The following is a 19,034-nucleotide window of genomic DNA, read 5'->3' as shown; positions in this document are numbered from 1 at the left end:
CGGGCCGTCAGCCGCCGTCCGGGACGGTGTAGCCCTCCGCGCCCGTCGCGCGCCGGCCGGCGAACGACACCACGCGGTCGCCCGCCGCGGCCACCCGCCGGTCCGCCGGGTCCTCGAACGCGGCGGGCAGCGTGCCGTCGCCCGGGTCCTCGCCGTCGCCGCCGAGCAGCAGGAGGGCGGCGAGGACGGCGGCGAACGCGATCACCGCGACGCCGGCGAGCACACCCCGGCGCCGCCGGGGCCTGCCGGCGTAGCGGAGCGCGTCGGCGGTGACGGGCGGGCCGGGCAGGGCGCGGGCCCCGGGGCCGGCGTCGGGGGCGGGCCGAAGACCCCGGCGGGCCCGGCACCCTTCTGCGGTCCCGGCATATCACGGGGGCGGTCCGCGGGCGGCTCGGCACGGTCGCCGCCTGCGCCGCCCGGCCCGGCCGCGTCCCGTACGCTCCGGGCCCCTCTCGCACCGCCGTCCGGCGGCGGCAGGTCGCCGCGTACCGGCCGTGCCCATGAGCACGCCGGTCCCCGTCAGCCGCGTGGCGTCCGCCGCCCGGGCCACGCCGAAGTCGATGACGCACGGCCCGGCGGCGCCCACGATCACGTTCGACGGCTTGAGGTCCCGGTGCACGATCCCCGCCGCGTGGACCGCCCCCAGTGCGGTCGCCAGCGCCGCGGCCAGCGCCCGCAACCGCCCCTCGGCCAGCGGCCCGTGCGCCCGCAGCAGCGCGGCCAGCGTCGGCCCCTCGACGTACGCGGAGGCCAGCCACGGCCGCGCCGCGTCCGGGTCCGCGGCCAGCGCCGCCGTACAGGGACTCGCGACCGCCCCCGCCGCGGCCACCTCGCGGGCGAACCGGACGCGGAACTCGGGGTCGCGGGCGAGGAAGGAGTGCACGACCTTCACGGCGGCCGGCCGCCCGGCGGCGTCGCGGGCGAGCAGCACCTGCCCCATGGCGCCGCGGCCCAGCGGCCGCACGGCGCGGTACGGACCGAACCGCGCCCCGCCGTCCGGCCCGTGCCCCGCGTCCCGCCCCGTACCCATGCGCCGCTCCCTCACCGGTCCCGCGGCTACCGCCGCTCGGATGACGGGAGACGCCCCGTACCGCCATTGGAGTTCCGGATCTTCTCTTCGCCGCGAAGGCGTAACCTCACGGCGCCCGCCGCGGATAGGAAGGAGGGACATCTGAGTTCCCGTCAGAAGTATGCGGACACACCGACGACGAGGAGAGACACGGATGCGCGTATGGGCGCGGGTGGCGGTCGCGATGGTCGCGGCGCCTGCGGGCGTGGGACTGCAGGCCGGGGTCGCGAACGCAGACGAGCACTACAACGGCGGCTCCGTCACGAACGGATCGAGCTTCGCGCTCCTCCGTACCGGGCAGATCGACGACCCGATGGAGGACGTACTGGAGCACACCCTGCTGTTCGGGGGAGAGCACACCTGGGATTAGGTCCGAGCAGGGCTCCTGGCAGGATCGTTCCCACCATGGCGGGCCATACGGGTACCGTGCGGGGCTAAGACAGCCGCGGACCGCGGGGTACGGCCATGACCAGCCGGGTGTCGGTACGTGACGGGTCACAGAGCGAGGGTGCACGGGATGCAGCACGCAGTGGGGGTTCCGCAGCCGCCCCAGGGCAGACCTGGCCCTGCCGGCCCGCCGCCGGCCGGGCCGCATGACGCGGTGGAGACGACCGGCCACCTGAAGCTCCCGGTCGGCGGGCCCGTGACCCTGCCCAGCCCACCGCCCGCACCGATGCCGCACGGAGCACCGCCACCGACGGTGGCGGTGCTCCTCATCGGCCCGGCAGGGGCCGGCAAGACCACCGTCGCGCGCTACTGGGCGGACACCCGCAGGGCGCCGACCGCGCACATCAGCCTCGACGACGTCCGCGAGTGGGTGCGCGCCGGCTTCGCCGACCCGCAGGCCGGCTGGACCGACCACTCCGAGGCGCAGTACCGGCTGGCCCGGCGGACCTGCGGCTTCGCCGCCCGCAACTACCTGGCCAACGGCATATCCTGCATCCTCGACGACGCCGTCTTCCCCGACCGCCCGGTGGTCGGCCTCGGCGGCTGGAAGCGGCACGTCGGCCCCGGGCTGCTGCCGGTGGTGCTGCTGCCGGGCCTGGAGTCCGTCCTCGCCCGCAACGCCGCGCGCACCGGCAACCGGCGGCTCGCGGACGAGGAGGTCGCCCGTATCCACGGCCGGATGGCCGGCTGGTACGGATCCGGCCTGCCGATCATCGACAACTCGCACCACGACGTGCCCGCGACCGTCCGGATGCTCGACGACGTCGTCGGGCGCAGCCTGGCGAGCCCGCCGGCCTGGTAGCCGGCCGGTCGCGCGAGGTCCGCCGGGTACGGCCGATTTCCGTACCCGCGTCCCGGCGCCGTGCGGGGCGGGGAGGCGTGCCCGTACGGACGCGCTCCGGCGGCCCGGGACCCCGGGCCGCCCTAGGCTCGGATCATGCCCGAGGTGCACGCTGCCCGCCGTACCCGACTGCGCTCCCACTGCGAGGCGGCCGGCAGCGACGCCGTGCTCGTCTCCCGGCCGGCGAACATCACCTACCTCGCCGGCTGCGCTCCGCCGGGGGCCGTCCTGCTGCTCGGCTCCGGCGAGGACATGCTCGTACGCCCCGGCGACCCCGCGCAGGACCCGGTCGGCGCCCCGCAGCCCGACGACCTGCGGATCCATGCCCTCGGCGGTCCCGAAGGGGACGCCGCCGTCGCGGCCACCGGGCTCGCCGCCGCGGGTGGCGCCACCGTGCTGGCCGTCGAGGAGCACCACCTGACCGTGGCCCGGCACCGGGCCCTGGCCTCCGTCGCGCCCCGGCTCGCGCTGACCGACCTGTGCCGCGCCGTGGAGCAGCAGCGCCTCGTCAAGGACGACGAGGAGATCGCCTGCCTGCGGATCGCCGCCGAGATCGGCGACCAGGCGCTCGGCGAGCTGCTGGAGTCCATCCTCGTCGGCCGTACGGAACGGCATCTGGCGCTGGAGCTGGAGCGGCGGCTCGTCGACCACGGCGCCGAGGGCCCGGCCTTCCCCACCGCCGTCGGCACGGGGCCGCACGCAGGTCGCGCCGGGCACGTACCGACCGACCGGCGGGTGGAGGAGGGCGACTTCCTCACCGTCTGCCTGGGCGCGCGCTACCGCGGCTACCGCTGCGAGATCGGCCGCACCTTCGTCGTCGGCACCGCCCCCGACGACTGGCAGATCGAGCTGTACGACCTGGTCTTCGCCGCGCAGCGGGCCGGCCGGGAGGCGCTGACGCCGGGCGCGGAGTACCGCGAGGTGGACCGGGCGGCGCGCCAGGTGCTCACCGCGGCCGGGCACGGCGACGGCGTCGGTCCGTTCACCGGCCACGGGGTGGGACTCGAAATCGACGAGGACCCGCGGCTGGCCCCGGCGGCGATGGGTAAACTGGACGCTCGTGTGCCGGTCACCGTCGAGCCGGGAGTCCATCTCCCCGGCCGGGGCGGGGTCCGGATCGACGACACGCTCGTCGTCCGCTCGCCGGCGGACGGCGGTCCCGAGCTACTCACCATCACGACGAAGGAACTGCTCGCGCTCTGACCCCGGCCGGGTCTCCGGCGAATCCGGGCCTCCTTCGTCGTCCACGCAGTCCAGGAGATTTCGCGACGTGGCCACCACGAACGACCTCAAGAACGGCTTGGTGCTCAAGCTCGACGGCGACCAGCTCTGGTCCGTCGTCGAGTTCCAGCACGTCAAGCCCGGCAAGGGCCCTGCCTTCGTCCGTACGAAGCTGAAGAACGTGCTCTCCGGCAAGACCGTCGACAAGACGTTCAACGCCGGGGTGAAGGTCGAGACGGCCAACGTCGACCGCAGGGACATGCAGTTCTCGTACAAGGACGGCGAGTACTTCGTCTTCATGGACATGGAGACGTACGACCAGGTCCACATCGACCCCAAGACGGTCGGCGACACCGCCAACTACCTGCTGGAGGGCTTCGACACCACCGTCGCGCTGCACGAGGGCACGCCGCTGTACGTCGAGCTGCCCGCGGCCGTCGAGCTGACCATCGCGCAGACCGACCCGGGCGTGCAGGGCGACCGCTCCACCGGCGGCACCAAGCCGGCCGAGCTGGAGACCGGTTTCTCCATCCAGGTCCCGCTGTTCATCACCACCGGCGAGAAGATCAAGGTCGACACCCGCTCCGGCGAGTACCTCGGCCGCGTGAGCGGCTGACGTGGCCGCACGGAACACGGCTCGCAAGCGCGCGTTCCAGATCATCTTCGAGTCCGATCAGCGCGGCGCGCCCGCGGGGCAGGTGCTGGAGGACTGGATCCGGCTCGGCCTGAGCGACCCCCGGCAGCCGCGGGTCGGCGACTTCACCCGGCGGCTGGTCGAGGGCTACGCGGAGCACGCCGCCCGCATCGACGAGCTGCTGGGCTCGTACTCGGTCGGCTGGACCCTGGACCGGATGCCGGTCGTGGACCGCAGCATCCTGCGGCTGGGGGCGTACGAGCTGATCTGGGAGGACGAGACGCCGGACGCGGTGGCGATCGACGAGGCGGTGCAGCTCACCAAGGAGTTCTCCACGGACGACTCCCCGGGCTTCGTCAACGGCCTGCTGGGCCGGCTCCAGGAGCTGAAGCCGCGGCTGCGCAGGGACGCGGACGCGAGCCCGGGGGCGGCGGCGGAAGCGGCGGCGGAAGCGGTCCCGGAGCCGGGAGTGGACGCGGCCGACGCGCCCGCGCCGCAGGCGGGCCCGGATGAGGCCGAGGACCCGGGCCGGGACTCCGCCGCCGACCGGAGCCGGAGCACCGCGCGGGACGAGAGCCCGGACGCGGCGGCCACCGGGGACTCCGGTACCGGCGCGGCGGAGCAGGTGCCCTCACCCGCCCCGGCGGAGGAGGTGCCGGACGGCGCGCGGCCGGAGACCGGCTAGTACCGGCGCGCCCCTCACGCGCACTGCCGCCGTCGGCGGACCGGACCCGGACGGGCCCGGTCCGCCGACGGCGGCACGTTTCTGCAGGTGAGACGCGGGTCAGGCGTCTTCGTGGACCACGACAGCGCGGCGGGCGTCGGCGTCCAGGACGCCCCAGCCGATGAGCTGCTCGGTCAGCACCGAGGGCGACTGGTCGTAGATCACGGCGAGCGTACGCAGATCGTCCTGGCGGATGGAGAGGACCTTGCCGTTGTAGTCCCCGCGCTGGCTCTGGATGGTCGCCGCATAGCGCTGCAGCGGGCCCGCCTTCTCGGCGGGGATCTGGGCCAGGCGCTCCAGGTCCAGCACGAGCTTCGGCGGCGGCTCCGCGGCCCCGCCGGGCGCCGAACCCGGGAGAAGCTCCTGCACCGGCACCCCGTAGAAGTCCGCCAGCTCGGCCAGGCGCTGCACGGTGACCGCACGGTCCCCGCGCTCGTACGACCCGACGACGACGGCCTTCCAGCGCCCCTGGGACTTCTCCTCCACGCCGTGCAGTGAGAGGCCCTGCTGGGTACGGATGCCCCGGAGCTTGGCCCCGAGCTGTTTGGCGTATTCGCTGGACATATGGCTCCCCGGACGACAGTCTGGTAACTCACTGTGAGGTTACGCAGCGTAACTTGGCTTCGTCAAGCGGAAGATTCATCCGGTCGCCACCCATCGGGGTGGTGCGCACCCGGCGGTGGAGCGGTGGAGCCCCGGCGGCGGTGGTGTCCGGCCGCGCTGTTACGGTAGAGGGGACCTGACGTCCTTTAACGCCCGTCCTGTGAGGCGGGGAAGGGGGTCCTTTTCGTATGGACACGCACAGCCCTGACCCGGCGCGGCCCGTGCTGGAGGCGCCGGACATCCAGCGGGTGCTGACCCGCATCGCGCACGAGATCGTGGAGCGCACCAAAGGCGCCCACGACGTGGTGCTCCTGGGCATCCCGACCCGCGGCGTCTGGCTCGGCCACCGGCTCGCCGCGAAGCTCGAAGAGATCACCGGCAGGAAGTTCGGCCAGTCGGGCGTCGGCTCGCTCGACATCACGATGTACCGCGACGATCTGCGGATGGGCCCGCCCCGCGCGCTCGCCCGCACCGACATCCCCGCGGAGGGGATCGACGGCCGGCTGGTGGTGCTCGTGGACGACGTGCTCTTCTCCGGCCGTACGATCCGCGCGGCGCTCGACGCGCTGAACGACATCGGCAGACCGCGGGCGGTGCAGCTCGCCGTCCTCGTCGACCGCGGTCACCGCGAGCTGCCCATCCGCGCCGACTACGTCGGCAAGAACCTCCCCACGTCGCTGCGGGAGACGGTCCGCGTCCAGCTCACCGAGCACGACGGCCGCGACGCCGTGCTGCTCGGCTCCAAGTAGGACGCCCGCCCCGCCCCGCCGGCTCACGCGGGCGTACGCCCCCGCGAGCCGCGGCGCGCGACCCGCCGTACCCACGACACCCCGGAGCACCCAGTGAAGCGCCATCTCATCTCGGCCGCCGACCTGTCCCGCGACGACGCCGTGCTGATCCTCGACACCGCCGAGGAACTGGCCCGGATCGCGGACCGGCCCATCAAGAAGCTGCCCACCCTGCGCGGCCGCACCGTGGTCAACCTCTTCTACGAGGACTCCACCCGCACCCGCATCTCCTTCGAGGCCGCCGCCAAGCGGCTCTCCGCCGACGTCATCAACTTCTCCGCCAAGGGCTCGTCCGTCTCCAAGGGCGAGTCCCTGAAGGACACCGCCCTGACCCTGGAGGCCATGGGCGCCGACGCCGTCGTCATCCGCCACCACGACTCCGGCGCGCCGCACCGGCTGGCCACCTCCGGCTGGATCAACGGCTCCGTCGTCAACGCCGGCGACGGCACCCACGAGCACCCCACGCAGGCGCTCCTCGACGCCTTCACCATGCGCCGCCACCTGGCGCCCGGCACCGGCGGCGGGCTCGACGGCCGCCGGATCACGGTCGTCGGCGACATCCTGCACAGCCGGGTCGCCCGCTCGAACGTCCTGCTGCTGCACACTCTCGGCGCCGAGGTCACCCTCGTCGCGCCGCCCACGCTGGTGCCGGTCGGCGTGGAGCGCTGGCCGTGCGAGGTCTCGTACGACCTGGACGCCGTGCTGCCCAAGTCCGACGGCGTGATGATGCTCCGGGTCCAGCGGGAGCGGATGAACGCCGCGTTCTTCCCCACCGAGCGCGAGTACGCCCGCCGCTACGGCCTCGACGGCGACCGGATGGCGCGCATGCCCGAGCACGCCCTCGTCATGCACCCGGGCCCGATGAACCGCGGCATGGAGATCACCGCCGAGGTCGCCGACTCGCCCCGCTGCACCGCCGTCGAGCAGGTCGCCAACGGCGTCTCCATCCGTATGGCCGTGCTCTACCTGCTGCTCGGCGGCGCACCGGGAGAGGCGCCCGCCACCGGCACCGCGGCAGCCACGACCGCGGGCACCACCGCCCCCACCACCGCACGCACCGAGGAGACCGACCGATGAGCAAGACCCTGATCCGCGGCGCGCAGCTCCTGGGCGGCGAGGCCCGCGACATCCTGATCGACGGCGAGACGATCGCCGAGGTCGCCGAGGCCGGCGTGGCGCTGCCGGCCGACGGCGCCGAGGTCGTCGAGGCCGCGGGGCACATCCTGCTGCCCGGCCTGGTCGACCTGCACACCCACCTGCGTGAGCCCGGCCGTGAGGACTCCGAGACCGTCCTGACCGGCACCCGCGCCGCCGCGAAGGGCGGCTTCACCGCCGTCCACGCGATGGCCAACACCTTCCCCGTCGCCGACACCGCCGGCGTCGTCGAGCAGGTCTGGCGGCTCGGCCGCGAGTCCGGCTACTGCGACGTGCAGCCGGTCGGCGCCGTCACCGTGGGCCTGGAGGGCAAGCAGCTCGCCGAGCTGGGCGCCATGCACGAGTCGGCGGCCGGCGTCGTGGTCTTCTCCGACGACGGCAAGTGCGTGGACGACGCCGTGATCATGCGCCGGGCGCTGGAGTACGTGAAGGCGTTCGACGGCGTCGTCGCCCAGCACGCCCAGGAGCCGCGGCTGACCGAGGGCGCCCAGATGAACGAGGGCGTCGTCTCCGCCGAGCTGGGTCTCGGCGGCTGGCCCGCCGCCGCCGAGGAGTCGGTCATCGCCCGGGACGTGCTGCTCGCCGCCCACGTCGACTCCCGCGTGCACATCTGCCACCTGTCCACCGCCGGCTCGGTGGAGATCGTGCGCTGGGCGAAGTCCAAGGGCTGGCGGGTGACCGCCGAGGTCACGCCGCACCACCTGCTGCTCACCGACGAGCTGGTCCGTTCCTACGACCCCGTCTACAAGGTCAACCCGCCGCTGCGCACCGAGACCGACGTACGCGCGCTGCGCGAGGCGCTGGCCGACGGCACCATCGACTGCGTCGCCACCGACCACGCCCCGCACCCGCAGGAGGACAAGGACTGCGAGTGGGCCGCCGCCGCCATGGGCATGGTCGGCCTGGAGACGGCGCTGTCCGTCGTGCAGCAGACGATGGTCGACACCGGCCTGCTCGACTGGTCGGGCGTCGCCGACCGGATGTCCTTCCGCCCCGCCGCCATCGGCCGCCTCGACGGCCACGGCCGCCCCCTCGCCCCCGGCGAGCCCGCCAACCTCACCCTGCTCGATCCGGCCTACCGTGGTCGGGTGGACCCGCACAGCTTCGCCTCCCGCAGCCGCAACACCCCGTACGCGGGCCGCGAGCTGCCCGGACGCGTCACGCACACGTTCCTGCGCGGCCGGGCCACCCTCGCCGGAGGTGAGCCCGCATGAGGCTCGCCACCCTGCTCGCCGAGGAGCCGCAGTCGCAGCCGGTGACCGACTGGGCGGCGCGCATCGGCTGGGTCGTCGGCCTGATCCTCTTCATCGCGCTCGTCTACTGGCTGATGCGCGAGGGCTGGAAGTGGCGCGGCCAGCTCCAGTCCGGCATTCCGGACCTGCCCCCGATCCCCGGTGAGACCGGCGCGGTACGGCTGGAGCTGACCGGCCGCTACCACGGCACGACCGTCGCCGGGCAGTGGCTCGACCGCATCGTCGCGCACGGCCTCGGCGTACGCAGCCGCGTCGAGCTGACCCTCACCGAGCAGGGACTCGCGGTCGTACGCCCCGGGGCCGCGGACTTCTTCGTCCCCGCCGCGCACCTGCGCGGCGCCCGGCTCGACAAGGGCATCGCCGGCAAGGTCCTCACCGAGGGCGGGCTGCTGGTGATCACCTGGGCCCACGGCGGCGCGGAGTACGACTCCGGGTTCCGCGCGAATCAGGCCGTTGAGCACGGCGCCTGGGTGGCCGCTCTGGAGCGGCTCACCCAGGGCGCCGTGCCCACGAGTGCGCCGGATGAATGTCAGCCGTCGTCATCGACCACGGAAGGCACACGTTGACTTCCACTCCACCGCGGGGGCGAAGCGCCACCAGTCGCCCGGGGACCCTTCCTGCTTCACGGCCGGCCGCCCCCGGGACGAACCCAAGCCGAGGTCCTACACCAGCTCCACAGGCCGCAACCGCCAGCCCGGCGGCCAAGGACGAAGCCAGCAGCCGGGAGGCAGCTCGATGAGGCAACATCCGCAGATTCACCCGCCCTCTGCCGTACTCGTCCTCGAAGACGGCCGCAGCTTTCGCGGCCGCGCCTACGGAGCGACGGGGGAGACCTTCGGCGAAGCCGTGTTCTCCACCGGCATGACCGGCTACCAGGAGACCCTGACCGACCCCTCGTACCACCGCCAGGTCGTCGTCATGACCGCCCCGCACGTCGGCAACACCGGCGTCAACGACGAGGACGCCGAGTCCGCCCGCATCTGGGTCTCCGGCTACGTCGTGCGCGACCCCGCCCGCGTCCCCTCCAGCTGGCGCGCCACCCGCTCCCTCGACGAGGAGCTGCGCCGCCAGGGCGTCGTCGGGATCTCCGGCGTCGACACCCGGGCGATCACCCGGCACCTGCGCGAGCGCGGCGCCATGCGCGTCGGGATCTTCTCCGGCGACCGGGTCACCGACCCGGACGCGATGCTCGCGAAGGTGCGGGTGCAGGAGCAGATGAAGGGCGCCGACCTCGCGCCCGAGGTCGCCACCGACGAGCCGTACGTCGTCCCCGCGGCCGGCGCGAAGCGCTTCACCGTCGCCGCGCTGGACCTCGGCATCAAGGGCATGACGCCGCGGCGCATGGCCGAGCGCGGCATCGAGGTGCACGTGCTGCCGGCCACCGCCACGGTCGAGGAGGTCTACGCCGTCGGGCCCGACGGCGTGTTCCTCTCCAACGGGCCAGGCGACCCGGCCGCCGCCGACCTCACCGTGGTCCGCGCGGTGCTGGAGCGGGGCACGCCGCTGTTCGGCATCTGCTTCGGCAACCAGCTCCTCGGCCGCGCCCTCGGCTTCGGCACGTACAAGCTGAAGTACGGCCACCGCGGCATCAACCAGCCCGTCCAGGACCGCACCACGGGCCGCGTCGAGGTCACCGCCCACAACCACGGCTTCGCCGTGGACGCCCCCCTGGACGAGATCACCGACACCCCGTACGGGCGCGCCGAGGTCAGCCACGTGTGCCTCAACGACCGGGTCGTCGAGGGCCTGCGGCTGCTGGACCGGCCGGCGTTCTCCGTCCAGTACCACCCCGAGGCGGCCGCGGGGCCGCACGACGCCGCATACCTCTTCGACCGCTTCGTCCAGCTCATGGCAGCACAGTCAGCACCGTCAGCACAGGGAGCCCAGCGTGCCTAAGCGCACCGATATCCGGTCCGTCCTGGTCATCGGCTCGGGCCCGATCGTCATCGGCCAGGCCGCCGAGTTCGACTACTCCGGCACCCAGGCGTGCCGCGTGCTCCGGGCCGAGGGCCTGCGCGTCGTGCTCGTCAACTCCAACCCGGCGACGATCATGACCGACCCGGAGATCGCCGACGCCACGTACGTCGAGCCGATCACCCCCGAGTTCGTCGAGAAGATCATCGCGCGTGAGCGCCCCGACGCGCTGCTGCCCACCCTCGGCGGGCAGACCGCGCTCAACACCGCGGTCGCGCTGCACGACTCCGGGGTGCTGGAGAAGTACGGCGTGGAGCTGATCGGCGCCAACGTCGAGGCCATCCAGAAGGGCGAGGACCGCGAGCAGTTCAAGGAGGTCGTCGCGGAGGTCCGGCGCAAGACCGGGCACGGCGAGTCCGCCCGCTCGGTGATCTGCCACACGATGGACGAGGTGCTGGCGGGCGTCGACGGGCTCGGCGGCTACCCCGTGGTCGTACGGCCCTCCTTCACCATGGGCGGCGCCGGCTCCGGCTTCGCGCACGACGAGGAGGAGCTGCGCCGCATCGCCGGCCAGGGGCTCGCGCTCTCGCCGACGACCGAGGTGCTGCTGGAGGAGTCCATCCTCGGGTGGAAGGAGTACGAGCTGGAGCTGATGCGCGACAAACACGACAACGTCGTGGTCGTCTGCTCCATCGAGAACCTCGACCCGATGGGCGTGCACACCGGCGACTCCGTGACCGTCGCCCCGTCGATGACGCTCACCGACCGTGAGTACCAGGTCCTGCGCGACATCGGCATCGCCGTCATCCGCGAGGTCGGCGTCGACACCGGCGGCTGCAACATCCAGTTCGCGGTCGACCCGGCCGACGGCCGGGTCGTCGTCATCGAGATGAACCCGCGCGTCTCCCGCTCCTCCGCCCTCGCCTCGAAGGCCACCGGCTTCCCGATCGCCAAGATCGCCGCGAAGCTGGCCGTGGGCTACACCCTCGACGAGATCCCCAACGACATCACGCGCGAGACCCCCGCGTCCTTCGAGCCCACGCTCGACTACGTGGTGGTGAAGGTGCCCCGCTTCGCCTTCGAGAAGTTCCCGGCCGCCGACGCGACGCTCACCACGACGATGAAGTCGGTGGGCGAGGCCATGGCCATCGGCCGCAACTTCACCGAGGCGCTGAACAAGGCGCTGCGCTCGGTCGAGAAGAAGGACGCCCCCTTCGACTTCGCCGGCCCGCCGCCGGGCCCCGAGGAGAAGGCCGCGCTGCTCGCGAAGGCGGCCGTGCCCACGGACGGCCGGCTGAACACCGTGATGGCCGCCATCCGGGCCGGCGCCACCGAGGCGGAGGTGCACGAGGCGACGCGGATCGACCCGTGGTTCGTCGACCAGTTCTTCCTGATCAAGGAGGTCGCCGACGAGCTGGCCGCCGCGGACCACCTCGACCCCGGCCTCCTCGCGTACGCCAAGCGCCACGGCTTCTCCGACGCCCAGATCGCCGGGGTGCGCGGGCTGCGCGAGGACGTGGTGCGCGAGGTGCGGCACGCCCTGGGCGTACGCCCGGTCTACAAGACGGTCGACACCTGCGCCGCCGAGTTCGCGGCCCGTACCCCGTACCTCTACTCCTCGTACGACGAGGAGACCGAGGTCGCCCCGCGCGGGCGCCCCGCGGTGATCATCCTCGGCTCCGGGCCCAATCGCATCGGCCAGGGCATCGAGTTCGACTACTCCTGCGTCCACGCCTCCTTCGCCCTCGGCGAGGCCGGCTACGAGACCGTGATGGTCAACTGCAACCCGGAGACCGTCTCCACCGACTACGACACCTCCGACCGGCTGTACTTCGAGCCGCTGACGCTCGAAGATGTGCTGGAGGTCGTGCACGCCGAGACCCAGGCCGGCCCGGTCGCCGGCGTCCTCGTGCAGCTGGGCGGGCAGACCCCGCTGGGGCTCGCGCAGGCGCTGAAGGACAACGGCGTGCCCGTCGTGGGCACGTCGCCGGAGGCGATCCACGCCGCCGAGGACCGCGGTGCGTTCGGCCGCGTACTCGCCGAGGCGGGGCTGCCGGCGCCCAAGTTCGGCACCGCGTTCTCCTTCGCCGAGGCCAAGAAGATCGCCGCCGGGATCGGTTATCCCGTCATGGTGCGGCCGTCGTACGTGCTCGGCGGGCGCGGCATGGAGATCGTCTACGACGAGCCGTCGCTGGCCGCGTATCTGGAGCGGCACGCCGGGCTCATCTCCGAACACCCCGTGCTCGTCGACCGGTTCCTCGACGACACCGTCGAGATCGACGTCGACGCGCTCTACGACGGCCACGAGCTGTACCTCGGCGGCGTCATGGAGCACATCGAGGAAGCCGGCATCCACTCCGGCGACTCCGCCTGCGCACTGCCCCCCATCACCCTCGGCGGGCACGACATCAAGCGGCTGCGCGCCTCCACCGAGGCCATCGCGCGCGGCGTGGGCGTCCGCGGGCTGATCAACATCCAGTTCGCGCTGGCCGGGGACATCCTCTACGTGCTGGAGGCCAACCCGCGCGCCTCGCGCACGGTCCCCTTCACCTCCAAGGCCACCGCCGTGCCGCTGGCCAAGGCCGCCGCCCGCATCTCGCTCGGCGCCACCGTCGCCGAACTGCGCGCGGAGGGCATGCTGCCGGCGACCGGCGACGGCGGCACCCTGCCGCTGGACGCGCCGATCTCGGTGAAGGAGGCCGTGCTGCCCTGGACGCGCTTTCGCGACATCCGCGGCCGGGGCGTCGACACCGTGCTCGGCCCGGAGATGCGCTCCACCGGCGAGGTCATGGGCATCGACGGCCTCTTCGGCACGGCGTACGCCAAGTCGCAGGCCGCCGCGTACGGCGCACTGCCCACCCGGGGCCGGGCCTTCGTCTCGGTCGCCAACCGGGACAAGCGCTCGATGGTCTTCCCGGCCCGCGAGCTCGTCCAGCACGGCTTCGAGCTGCTGGCCACCTCCGGCACCGCCGAGGTGCTCAGGCGCAACGGCATCGCCGCGACCGTCGTGCGCAAGCACTCGCAGGGCCCGGGGCCCGACGGCGAGCGCACGATCGTGCAACTGATCCACGACGGCGACGTCGACCTCATCGTCAACACCCCGTACGGCACCGGCGGCCGGCTCGACGGCTACGACATCCGCACCGCGGCCGTCGCCCGCGGGGTGCCGTGCCTGACGACCGTCCAGGCGCTGGCCGCCGCCGTCCAGGGCATCGAGGCGCTGACCCGCGGCGAGGTCGGGGTGCGCTCCCTCCAGGAGCACGCCGGGCACCTCACCGAGGCCCGCGCCCGCTAGCCGCCGCCCCGAGTCCTCCCGAGTCCCCGCCGGTCCGCCACCGGGCCGGCGGGGCACGGCACCCGAAGCAGCCGAAGGTCCCTTATGTACCCCTTGCTCTTCCACAGCGTCCTCGCCCGGATGGACCCCGAGCGGGCCCACCGGCTGGCGTTCGCGGCCATCCGTGGCGCCGCCGCCGCACCCGGCGTGCGCAGCGCGGTCCGCGTCACCGCGGCCCCCCGCCACCCCGAACTGCGCGTCCGCGCGCTCGGCATCGACTTCCCCGGCCCTTTCGGGCTCGCCGCGGGCTTCGACAAGAACGCGGTCGGCGTCGACGGACTGACCATGCTCGGCTTCGACTTCGTCGAGGTCGGCACCGTCACCGCACGCGCCCAGCCCGGCAACGAGCCGACCCGGCTCTTCCGGCTGATCCCGGACCGGGCACTGGTCAACCGGATGGGCTTCAACAACGACGGCTCGGCCGCCGTCGCCGCCCGCCTGGCCCGCCGCCGGTACGGCCGGCGCACCCCGTACCGGCCGAACGCGGTCGTCGGCGTCAACATCGGCAAGACCAAGGCCGTCCCCGAAGCGGGTGCGATCGCCGATTACGTCACCTCCGCCGAACGGCTCGCCGGCCACGCCGACTACCTCGTCGTCAACGTCTCCTCGCCCAACACCCCGGGCCTGCGCGACCTCCAGGCCGTCGCGCACCTGCGGCCGCTGCTCGAAGCGGTCCGCGCCGCCGCCGACCGCGTCGCCGGCGGCACCGCCGGGGCCGCCGCGCCGGGCACCTCCGGGCGCGTACCGCTGCTGGTCAAGATCGCCCCCGACCTCGCCGACGAGGACGTCGACGCGGTCGCCGACCTGGCCCTGGAGCTGGGCCTCGACGGCATCATCGCCACCAACACCACCATCGCCCGCGACGGCCTGGCCACCGCGGCGGCGCGGGTCGAGTCCATCGGCGCCGGCGGCCTGTCCGGGGCGCCGCTGCGGCGCCGGTCCCTGGAGGTGCTGCGCCGCCTCTACGCCCGCGTGGGCGCGCCCGGCGAGCACGGCATCGTGCTCGTCGGCGCCGGGGGCGTCGAGACCGCCGCGCACGTCTGGGAGCGCATCCTCGCCGGCGCCACCCTCGTCCAGGGCTACAGCGGCTTCGTCTACGAGGGCCCGCTGTGGCCCCGCAGGATCCACCGCGGCCTGGCGGAGCTGCTGGCCGCGTCCCCGTACGCCACCCTCGCCGACGCCGTCGGCGCCGACGTCAGGAAGGCGACCATATGAACCCCGAGACCGCCGAGCCCTTCGGCCGCCGGCTGCACCGGGCGATGGCCGCCCGCGGCCCGCTGTGCGTCGGCATCGACCCGCACGCCGCGCTGCTGGCCCGCTGGGGGCTGCCGGACGACCCGGCCGGTCTGGAGCGGTTCACGATGACCGCCGTCGAGGCGCTGGCCGACCGCGTCGCCGTGCTCAAGCCGCAGTCCGCGTTCTTCGAGCGCTTCGGCTCCCGCGGCGTCGCGGTGCTGGAGAAGGCCGTCACGGGGGCGCGGGCGGCCGGGGCGCTGGTCCTCATGGACGCCAAGCGCGGCGACATCGGCTCGACGATGGGCGGCTACGCCGCCGCGTACCTCGGCAAGGACGCCCCGCTGCGCTCCGACGCGCTGACCGTCACGCCCTATCTCGGGTACGAGTCGCTGCGCCCGGCGCTGGACGCCGCCCACGCCGCCGGCGCCGGGCTCTTCGTCGTCACGCTCACCTCCAACCCGGAGGGCGCCGAGGTGCAACGCGCCGCCGTGCACGGCGCGCACGGCGCACGGACCGTCGCGCAGACGATGCTGGACCACATCGCCGCCGAGAACCGCGGTGCCGAGCCGTTCGGTTCGATCGGCGCCGTCGTCGGCGCCACCCTCGCGGAAGCCGGCGCCGACCTGGCCGTGAACGGCCCGCTGCTGGCCCCCGGCATCGGCGCCCAGGGGGCCGCGCCGGCCGACCTTCCGCGGGTGTTCGGGGCCGCGCTTCCCCAAGTCCTGCCCAGTGCAAGCCGGTCGGTGCTGGCGCACGGACCGGATATCGCGAGGCTGCGGGCGGCTGCCGAACAATTGGCCGATGACGTACGGAACGTATCCTCATAAACCGGGTCATATACCCAGAATTTGCCGCTGAACTTGAGTCTGACCAGGACTTTTCGTCTGTTCTCGCTGACTGGCGCGGTCTCGGCCGCTAGTCTCCGTCATCAGAGCGCGGGCGCCAGCGCGTTGCTCGTTGCTCCGCAGGTGCGGGGCCACTAGGTTCCACACCGTTCCATATCCGATTAGTTCGACATCCGAGGTGACGTAGGCGTGGCTCTTCCGCCCCTTACCCCTGAACAGCGCGCAGCCGCGCTCGAGAAGGCCGCAGCGGCTCGCCGGGAGCGCGCCGAGGTCAAGAATCGGCTGAAGCACTCCGGCGCATCCCTGCACGACGTCATCAAGCAGGGCCAGGAGAACGACGTCATCGGCAAGATGAAGGTCTCCGCCCTGCTTGAGTCCATGCCCGGCGTGGGCAAGGTGCGCGCCAAGCAGATCATGGAGCGCCTCGGCATCTCCGAGAGCCGTCGAGTGCGCGGTCTGGGCTCCAACCAGATCGCCTCGCTGGAGCGCGAGTTCGGCAGCACCGGTTCCTGACGTTTCGAGGCACTCCCGGAAACCGGGATAATCGCTGCATGAGTACAGCCTTCTCCCGGGGGGCGGCCCCCGTCCCGCCGGCAGATAGTCCGCGGCTGACCGTGCTCTCCGGCCCCTCCGGGGTCGGCAAGAGCACGGTCGTCGCGCATCTGCGCAAGGTCCATCCCGAGGTGTGGCTCTCGGTCTCCGCGACGACGCGCCGACCACGCCCCGGCGAACGGCACGGCGTCCAGTACTTCTTCGTCAGCGACGACGAGTTCGACAAGCTCGTCGCCAACGGCGAGCTGCTGGAGTGGGCGGAGTTCTCCGGCAACCGGTACGGCACCCCGCGCGGGCCCGTGCTGGAGCGGCTGGACGCCGGCGAGCCCGTGCTGCTGGAGATCGACCTGCAGGGGGCGCGGCTGGTCCGGGAGAGCATGCCGGAGGCGCTGCTGGTCTTCCTCGCCCCGCCGAGCTGGGACGAGCTGGTGCGCCGGCTGACCGGGCGCGGCACCGAGCCGCCGGCAGTCATCGAGCGCCGGCTGACCGCGGCGCGGACGGAGCTGGCGGCCGAGGAGGAGTTCGACTCGACCCTCGTCAACACCTCGGTCGAGGACGTCTCCGCCGAGCTGCTAGCCTTGATGCAGGTTTGATTCGTGAAGTTTCACTGGAAGGCTGGATAGGTTGTCCTCTCCCATCACCGCGCCCGAGGGCATCATCAACCCGCCGATCGACGAGCTGCTTGAGGCGACCGACTCCAAGTACAGCCTCGTGATCTACGCGGCGAAGCGCGCGCGGCAGATCAATGCGTACTACTCCCAGCTCGGCGAGGGCCTGCTGGAGTACGTCGGCCCGCTGGTGGACACCCACGTGCACGAGAAGCCGCTGTCCATCGCGCTCCGCGAGATCAACGCGGGTCTGCTCACCTCCGAGGCCACCGAGGGCCCCGCGCAGTAGGCATCCCTCATCCACCGGGCCCGGCAGCGCGGCTGCCGGGCCCGTGGTGTGTCATGGGGGTGGAGACCACGAGCGCTGGGGAGCGGGACATGGCGGAAGCGGCGAAGGAAGCGGCACCGGCCGAGGTGGTGCTGGGCGTCAGCGGCGGCATCGCGGCGTACAAGGCGTGCGAGCTGCTGCGGCTCTTCACCGAGTCGGGCCATGCGGTACGGGCCGTGCCCACGGCCGCCGCGCTGCACTTCGTCGGCGAGGCCACCTGGGCGGCGCTCTCCGGCCGTCCCGCGGCCACCGAGACCTGGGCGGACGTGCACGAGGTCCCGCACGTACGGATCGGCCGGCGGGCCGACCTCGTGGTCGTCGCCCCCGCCACCGCCGACGTGCTCGCCAGGGCCGCCCACGGCCTGGCCGACGACCTGCTCACGAACACCCTGCTCACCGCCTCCTGTCCGGTCGTCTTCGCGCCGGCCATGCACACCGAGATGTGGGAGCACCCCGCCACCCGGGCCAACGTGGCCACGCTGCGGGCCCGCGGCGCCGTCGTCATCGAGCCCGCGACCGGCCGGCTCACCGGCGCCGACACCGGCAAGGGCCGGCTGCCGGAGCCGGCGGAGATCTTCGAGGTCTGCCGCCGCGCGCTCGCCCGCGGTGCCGGGGGCCTGGCTCCCGACCTCGCCGGGCGGCACGTCGTGGTCAGCGCGGGCGGCACCCGCGAGCCGCTGGATCCCGTGCGCTTCCTGGGCAACCGCTCGTCGGGCCTGCAGGGCTACGCCCTGGCCCGCACCGCCGTCGCCCGCGGCGCCCGGGTCACGCTGCTGGCGGCCAACACCGCGCTGCCCGACCCCGCGGGCGTCGACATCGTCCGCGTGGGCACGGCCGTGGAGCTCCAGGAGGCCGTGGTGAAGGCCGCGCCCGCCGCCGACGCCGTCGTCATGGCCGCCGCCGTCGCCGACTTCCGCCCGGTGACGTACGCCACCGGCAAGATCAAGAAGAAGGACGACCACGAGCCGGACCCGATCCCGCTCACCCGCAACCCCGACATCCTCGCCGGGATCTCCGCCGTCCGGCCGCGCCCCGGGCAGGTCGTCGTCGGCTTCGCCGCCGAGACCGACGACGTGCTCGCCAACGGCCGCGCCAAGCTGGCCCGCAAGGGCTGTGACCTGCTCGTCGTCAACGAGGTGGGCGAGAGCAAGGCGTTCGGCTCCGACGGCAACGAGGCCGTGGTGCTCACCGCCGACGGGCGCGAGGTGCCGGTGCCGTACGGGCCGAAGGAGGCGCTGGCCGACGTGGTGTGGGACCTCGTAGCGGACAGGCTCGCCTGAGTCATCCCCTGCCGACACTCCGGCAGATTATTGCTGCTTTCCGGGGGAAGTCCTGCGGGAACCTGCTGTTCCCCAGGTCAACGGGCATCCAGGTACCGAGACGGGTTGTCCCCCGAGCGAGACTCCCGGATAAAATGGCCCGCGGGTCCGTCCCGGAAGCGCCCGGCCCGGGTCCGCAACCGATCAGCCAGCAGCCGCTGCA

The 19,034-nt window shown here is 73.3% G+C and carries 19 protein-coding genes and 1 pseudogene; 17 read left to right on the top strand and 3 right to left on the bottom strand.

The annotated features are described in order from the left end of the window. Window positions 1–7: 7 nt before the first annotated feature. Window positions 8–223: a hypothetical protein gene (locus ABGA99_RS25805; RefSeq protein ID WP_347583519.1), complete on the bottom strand. Its 216-nt coding sequence runs from the start codon at window positions 221–223 to the stop codon at window positions 8–10. 144 nt (window positions 224–367) lie between these two features. Beyond that, window positions 368–1,030: a phosphotransferase gene (locus ABGA99_RS25800; protein ID WP_347583518.1), complete on the bottom strand. Its 663-nt coding sequence runs from the start codon at window positions 1,028–1,030 to the stop codon at window positions 368–370. Window positions 1,031–1,223: 193 nt separating this feature from the next. On the opposite strand from ABGA99_RS25800, the gene ABGA99_RS25795 reads away from it, so the two are divergent. From ABGA99_RS25795 to nusB, 5 genes and pseudogenes are all read left to right on the top strand, one after another. Continuing rightward, a complete protein-coding gene (locus ABGA99_RS25795; RefSeq protein ID WP_347575812.1) occupies window positions 1,224–1,439 on the top strand; it encodes a hypothetical protein in 216 nt (71 codons plus the stop codon). Between the two features lie 147 nt (window positions 1,440–1,586). Then, on the top strand, window positions 1,587–2,318 hold the full coding sequence (locus tag ABGA99_RS25790; RefSeq protein ID WP_347575813.1) for an AAA family ATPase: 732 nt from the start codon (window positions 1,587–1,589) through the stop codon (window positions 2,316–2,318). A 135-nt stretch (window positions 2,319–2,453) separates the two neighbouring features. Then, entirely contained in the window at window positions 2,454–3,560 is a 1,107-nt protein-coding gene (locus ABGA99_RS25785; RefSeq protein ID WP_347583517.1) for a M24 family metallopeptidase, read from the top strand. Between the two features lie 67 nt (window positions 3,561–3,627). Beyond that, complete coding sequence (efp, locus tag ABGA99_RS25780; protein ID WP_047014700.1) at window positions 3,628–4,194, top strand: elongation factor P; 567 nt, start codon at window positions 3,628–3,630, stop codon at window positions 4,192–4,194. 1 nt (window position 4,195) lies between these two features. Beyond that, window positions 4,196–4,621, top strand: a pseudogene (gene nusB, locus ABGA99_RS25775) (transcription antitermination factor NusB); the annotation flags it as partial. Between the two features lie 375 nt (window positions 4,622–4,996). On the opposite strand, the gene ABGA99_RS25770 reads toward nusB, so the two are convergent. Beyond that, window positions 4,997–5,500 carry a transcriptional regulator gene (locus ABGA99_RS25770; protein WP_018836716.1) on the bottom strand — a complete coding sequence of 168 codons (504 nt, stop codon included), beginning with the start codon at window positions 5,498–5,500 and terminating at the stop codon, window positions 4,997–4,999. 227 nt (window positions 5,501–5,727) lie between these two features. Between ABGA99_RS25770 and pyrR the strand changes: the two genes are divergently transcribed. From pyrR to coaBC, 12 genes are all read left to right on the top strand, one after another. After that, window positions 5,728–6,288 (top strand): bifunctional pyr operon transcriptional regulator/uracil phosphoribosyltransferase PyrR, encoded by a 561-nt coding sequence (gene pyrR / locus ABGA99_RS25765; protein WP_347575815.1) that lies wholly within the window; start codon window positions 5,728–5,730, stop codon window positions 6,286–6,288. A 93-nt stretch (window positions 6,289–6,381) separates the two neighbouring features. Next, the gene (locus ABGA99_RS25760) at window positions 6,382–7,404 is read left to right on the top strand and encodes an aspartate carbamoyltransferase catalytic subunit (protein WP_347575816.1); all 1,023 of its coding nucleotides are present in this window, start codon (window positions 6,382–6,384) and stop codon (window positions 7,402–7,404) included. After that, window positions 7,401–8,696: a dihydroorotase gene (locus ABGA99_RS25755; protein ID WP_347583516.1), complete on the top strand. Its 1,296-nt coding sequence runs from the start codon at window positions 7,401–7,403 to the stop codon at window positions 8,694–8,696. Before ABGA99_RS25760 ends, ABGA99_RS25755 begins: the two co-directional genes overlap by 4 nt. Then, entirely contained in the window at window positions 8,693–9,301 is a 609-nt protein-coding gene (locus ABGA99_RS25750; protein WP_347575818.1) for a hypothetical protein, read from the top strand. The genes ABGA99_RS25755 and ABGA99_RS25750 overlap by 4 nt, the downstream gene beginning before the upstream one ends. A 169-nt stretch (window positions 9,302–9,470) precedes the next feature. Then, on the top strand, window positions 9,471–10,631 hold the full coding sequence (carA, locus tag ABGA99_RS25745; RefSeq protein WP_347575819.1) for a glutamine-hydrolyzing carbamoyl-phosphate synthase small subunit: 1,161 nt from the start codon (window positions 9,471–9,473) through the stop codon (window positions 10,629–10,631). Further along, on the top strand, window positions 10,624–13,944 hold the full coding sequence (carB, locus tag ABGA99_RS25740) for a carbamoyl-phosphate synthase large subunit (protein WP_347575820.1): 3,321 nt from the start codon (window positions 10,624–10,626) through the stop codon (window positions 13,942–13,944). Before carA ends, carB begins: the two co-directional genes overlap by 8 nt. Before the next feature lie 84 nt (window positions 13,945–14,028). Then, window positions 14,029–15,198 (top strand): quinone-dependent dihydroorotate dehydrogenase, encoded by a 1,170-nt coding sequence (locus ABGA99_RS25735; protein WP_347583515.1) that lies wholly within the window; start codon window positions 14,029–14,031, stop codon window positions 15,196–15,198. Further along, on the top strand, window positions 15,195–16,046 hold the full coding sequence (gene pyrF / locus ABGA99_RS25730; RefSeq protein ID WP_347575822.1) for an orotidine-5'-phosphate decarboxylase: 852 nt from the start codon (window positions 15,195–15,197) through the stop codon (window positions 16,044–16,046). Before ABGA99_RS25735 ends, pyrF begins: the two co-directional genes overlap by 4 nt. Before the next feature lie 207 nt (window positions 16,047–16,253). After that, a complete protein-coding gene (locus ABGA99_RS25725; protein ID WP_018836707.1) occupies window positions 16,254–16,577 on the top strand; it encodes an integration host factor in 324 nt (107 codons plus the stop codon). A gap of 38 nt (window positions 16,578–16,615) precedes the next feature. Further along, window positions 16,616–17,209: a guanylate kinase gene (gene gmk / locus ABGA99_RS25720; protein WP_347583514.1), complete on the top strand. Its 594-nt coding sequence runs from the start codon at window positions 16,616–16,618 to the stop codon at window positions 17,207–17,209. Window positions 17,210–17,240: 31 nt separating this feature from the next. Further along, window positions 17,241–17,513, top strand: coding sequence for a DNA-directed RNA polymerase subunit omega (gene rpoZ / locus ABGA99_RS25715; RefSeq protein WP_018836705.1), 273 nt, complete (start codon window positions 17,241–17,243; stop codon window positions 17,511–17,513). A gap of 89 nt (window positions 17,514–17,602) precedes the next feature. Further along, window positions 17,603–18,832 carry a bifunctional phosphopantothenoylcysteine decarboxylase/phosphopantothenate--cysteine ligase CoaBC gene (gene coaBC / locus ABGA99_RS25710; RefSeq protein WP_347583513.1) on the top strand — a complete coding sequence of 410 codons (1,230 nt, stop codon included), beginning with the start codon at window positions 17,603–17,605 and terminating at the stop codon, window positions 18,830–18,832. Window positions 18,833–19,034 lie beyond the last annotated feature (202 nt).

Origin of the sequence: Streptomyces sp. B5E4 (assembly GCF_039871555.1) — a bacterium.
GTDB lineage: Bacteria > Actinomycetota > Actinomycetes > Streptomycetales > Streptomycetaceae > Streptomyces.
The sequence above is the reverse complement of the archived record's forward strand: the minus strand, read 5'-3'. Positions and strand labels throughout refer to the sequence as shown.

Coding starts and splice junctions, on each gene's coding strand:
- ABGA99_RS25750 (WP_347575818.1), top strand. CDS start 8,693: ATGAGGCTCGCCACCCTGCTCGCCGAGGAGCCGCAGTCGCAGCCGGTG.
- coaBC (WP_347583513.1), top strand. CDS start 17,603: ATGGCGGAAGCGGCGAAGGAAGCGGCACCGGCCGAGGTGGTGCTGGGC.
- ABGA99_RS25770 (WP_018836716.1), bottom strand. CDS start 5,500: ATGTCCAGCGAATACGCCAAACAGCTCGGGGCCAAGCTCCGGGGCATC.
- ABGA99_RS25790 (WP_347575813.1), top strand. CDS start 1,587: ATGCAGCACGCAGTGGGGGTTCCGCAGCCGCCCCAGGGCAGACCTGGC.
- ABGA99_RS25735 (WP_347583515.1), top strand. CDS start 14,029: ATGTACCCCTTGCTCTTCCACAGCGTCCTCGCCCGGATGGACCCCGAG.
- ABGA99_RS25800 (WP_347583518.1), bottom strand. CDS start 1,030: ATGGGTACGGGGCGGGACGCGGGGCACGGGCCGGACGGCGGGGCGCGG.
- ABGA99_RS25755 (WP_347583516.1), top strand. CDS start 7,401: ATGAGCAAGACCCTGATCCGCGGCGCGCAGCTCCTGGGCGGCGAGGCC.
- pyrR (WP_347575815.1), top strand. CDS start 5,728: ATGGACACGCACAGCCCTGACCCGGCGCGGCCCGTGCTGGAGGCGCCG.
- pyrF (WP_347575822.1), top strand. CDS start 15,195: ATGAACCCCGAGACCGCCGAGCCCTTCGGCCGCCGGCTGCACCGGGCG.
- carA (WP_347575819.1), top strand. CDS start 9,471: ATGAGGCAACATCCGCAGATTCACCCGCCCTCTGCCGTACTCGTCCTC.
- ABGA99_RS25795 (WP_347575812.1), top strand. CDS start 1,224: ATGCGCGTATGGGCGCGGGTGGCGGTCGCGATGGTCGCGGCGCCTGCG.
- gmk (WP_347583514.1), top strand. CDS start 16,616: ATGAGTACAGCCTTCTCCCGGGGGGCGGCCCCCGTCCCGCCGGCAGAT.
- ABGA99_RS25785 (WP_347583517.1), top strand. CDS start 2,454: ATGCCCGAGGTGCACGCTGCCCGCCGTACCCGACTGCGCTCCCACTGC.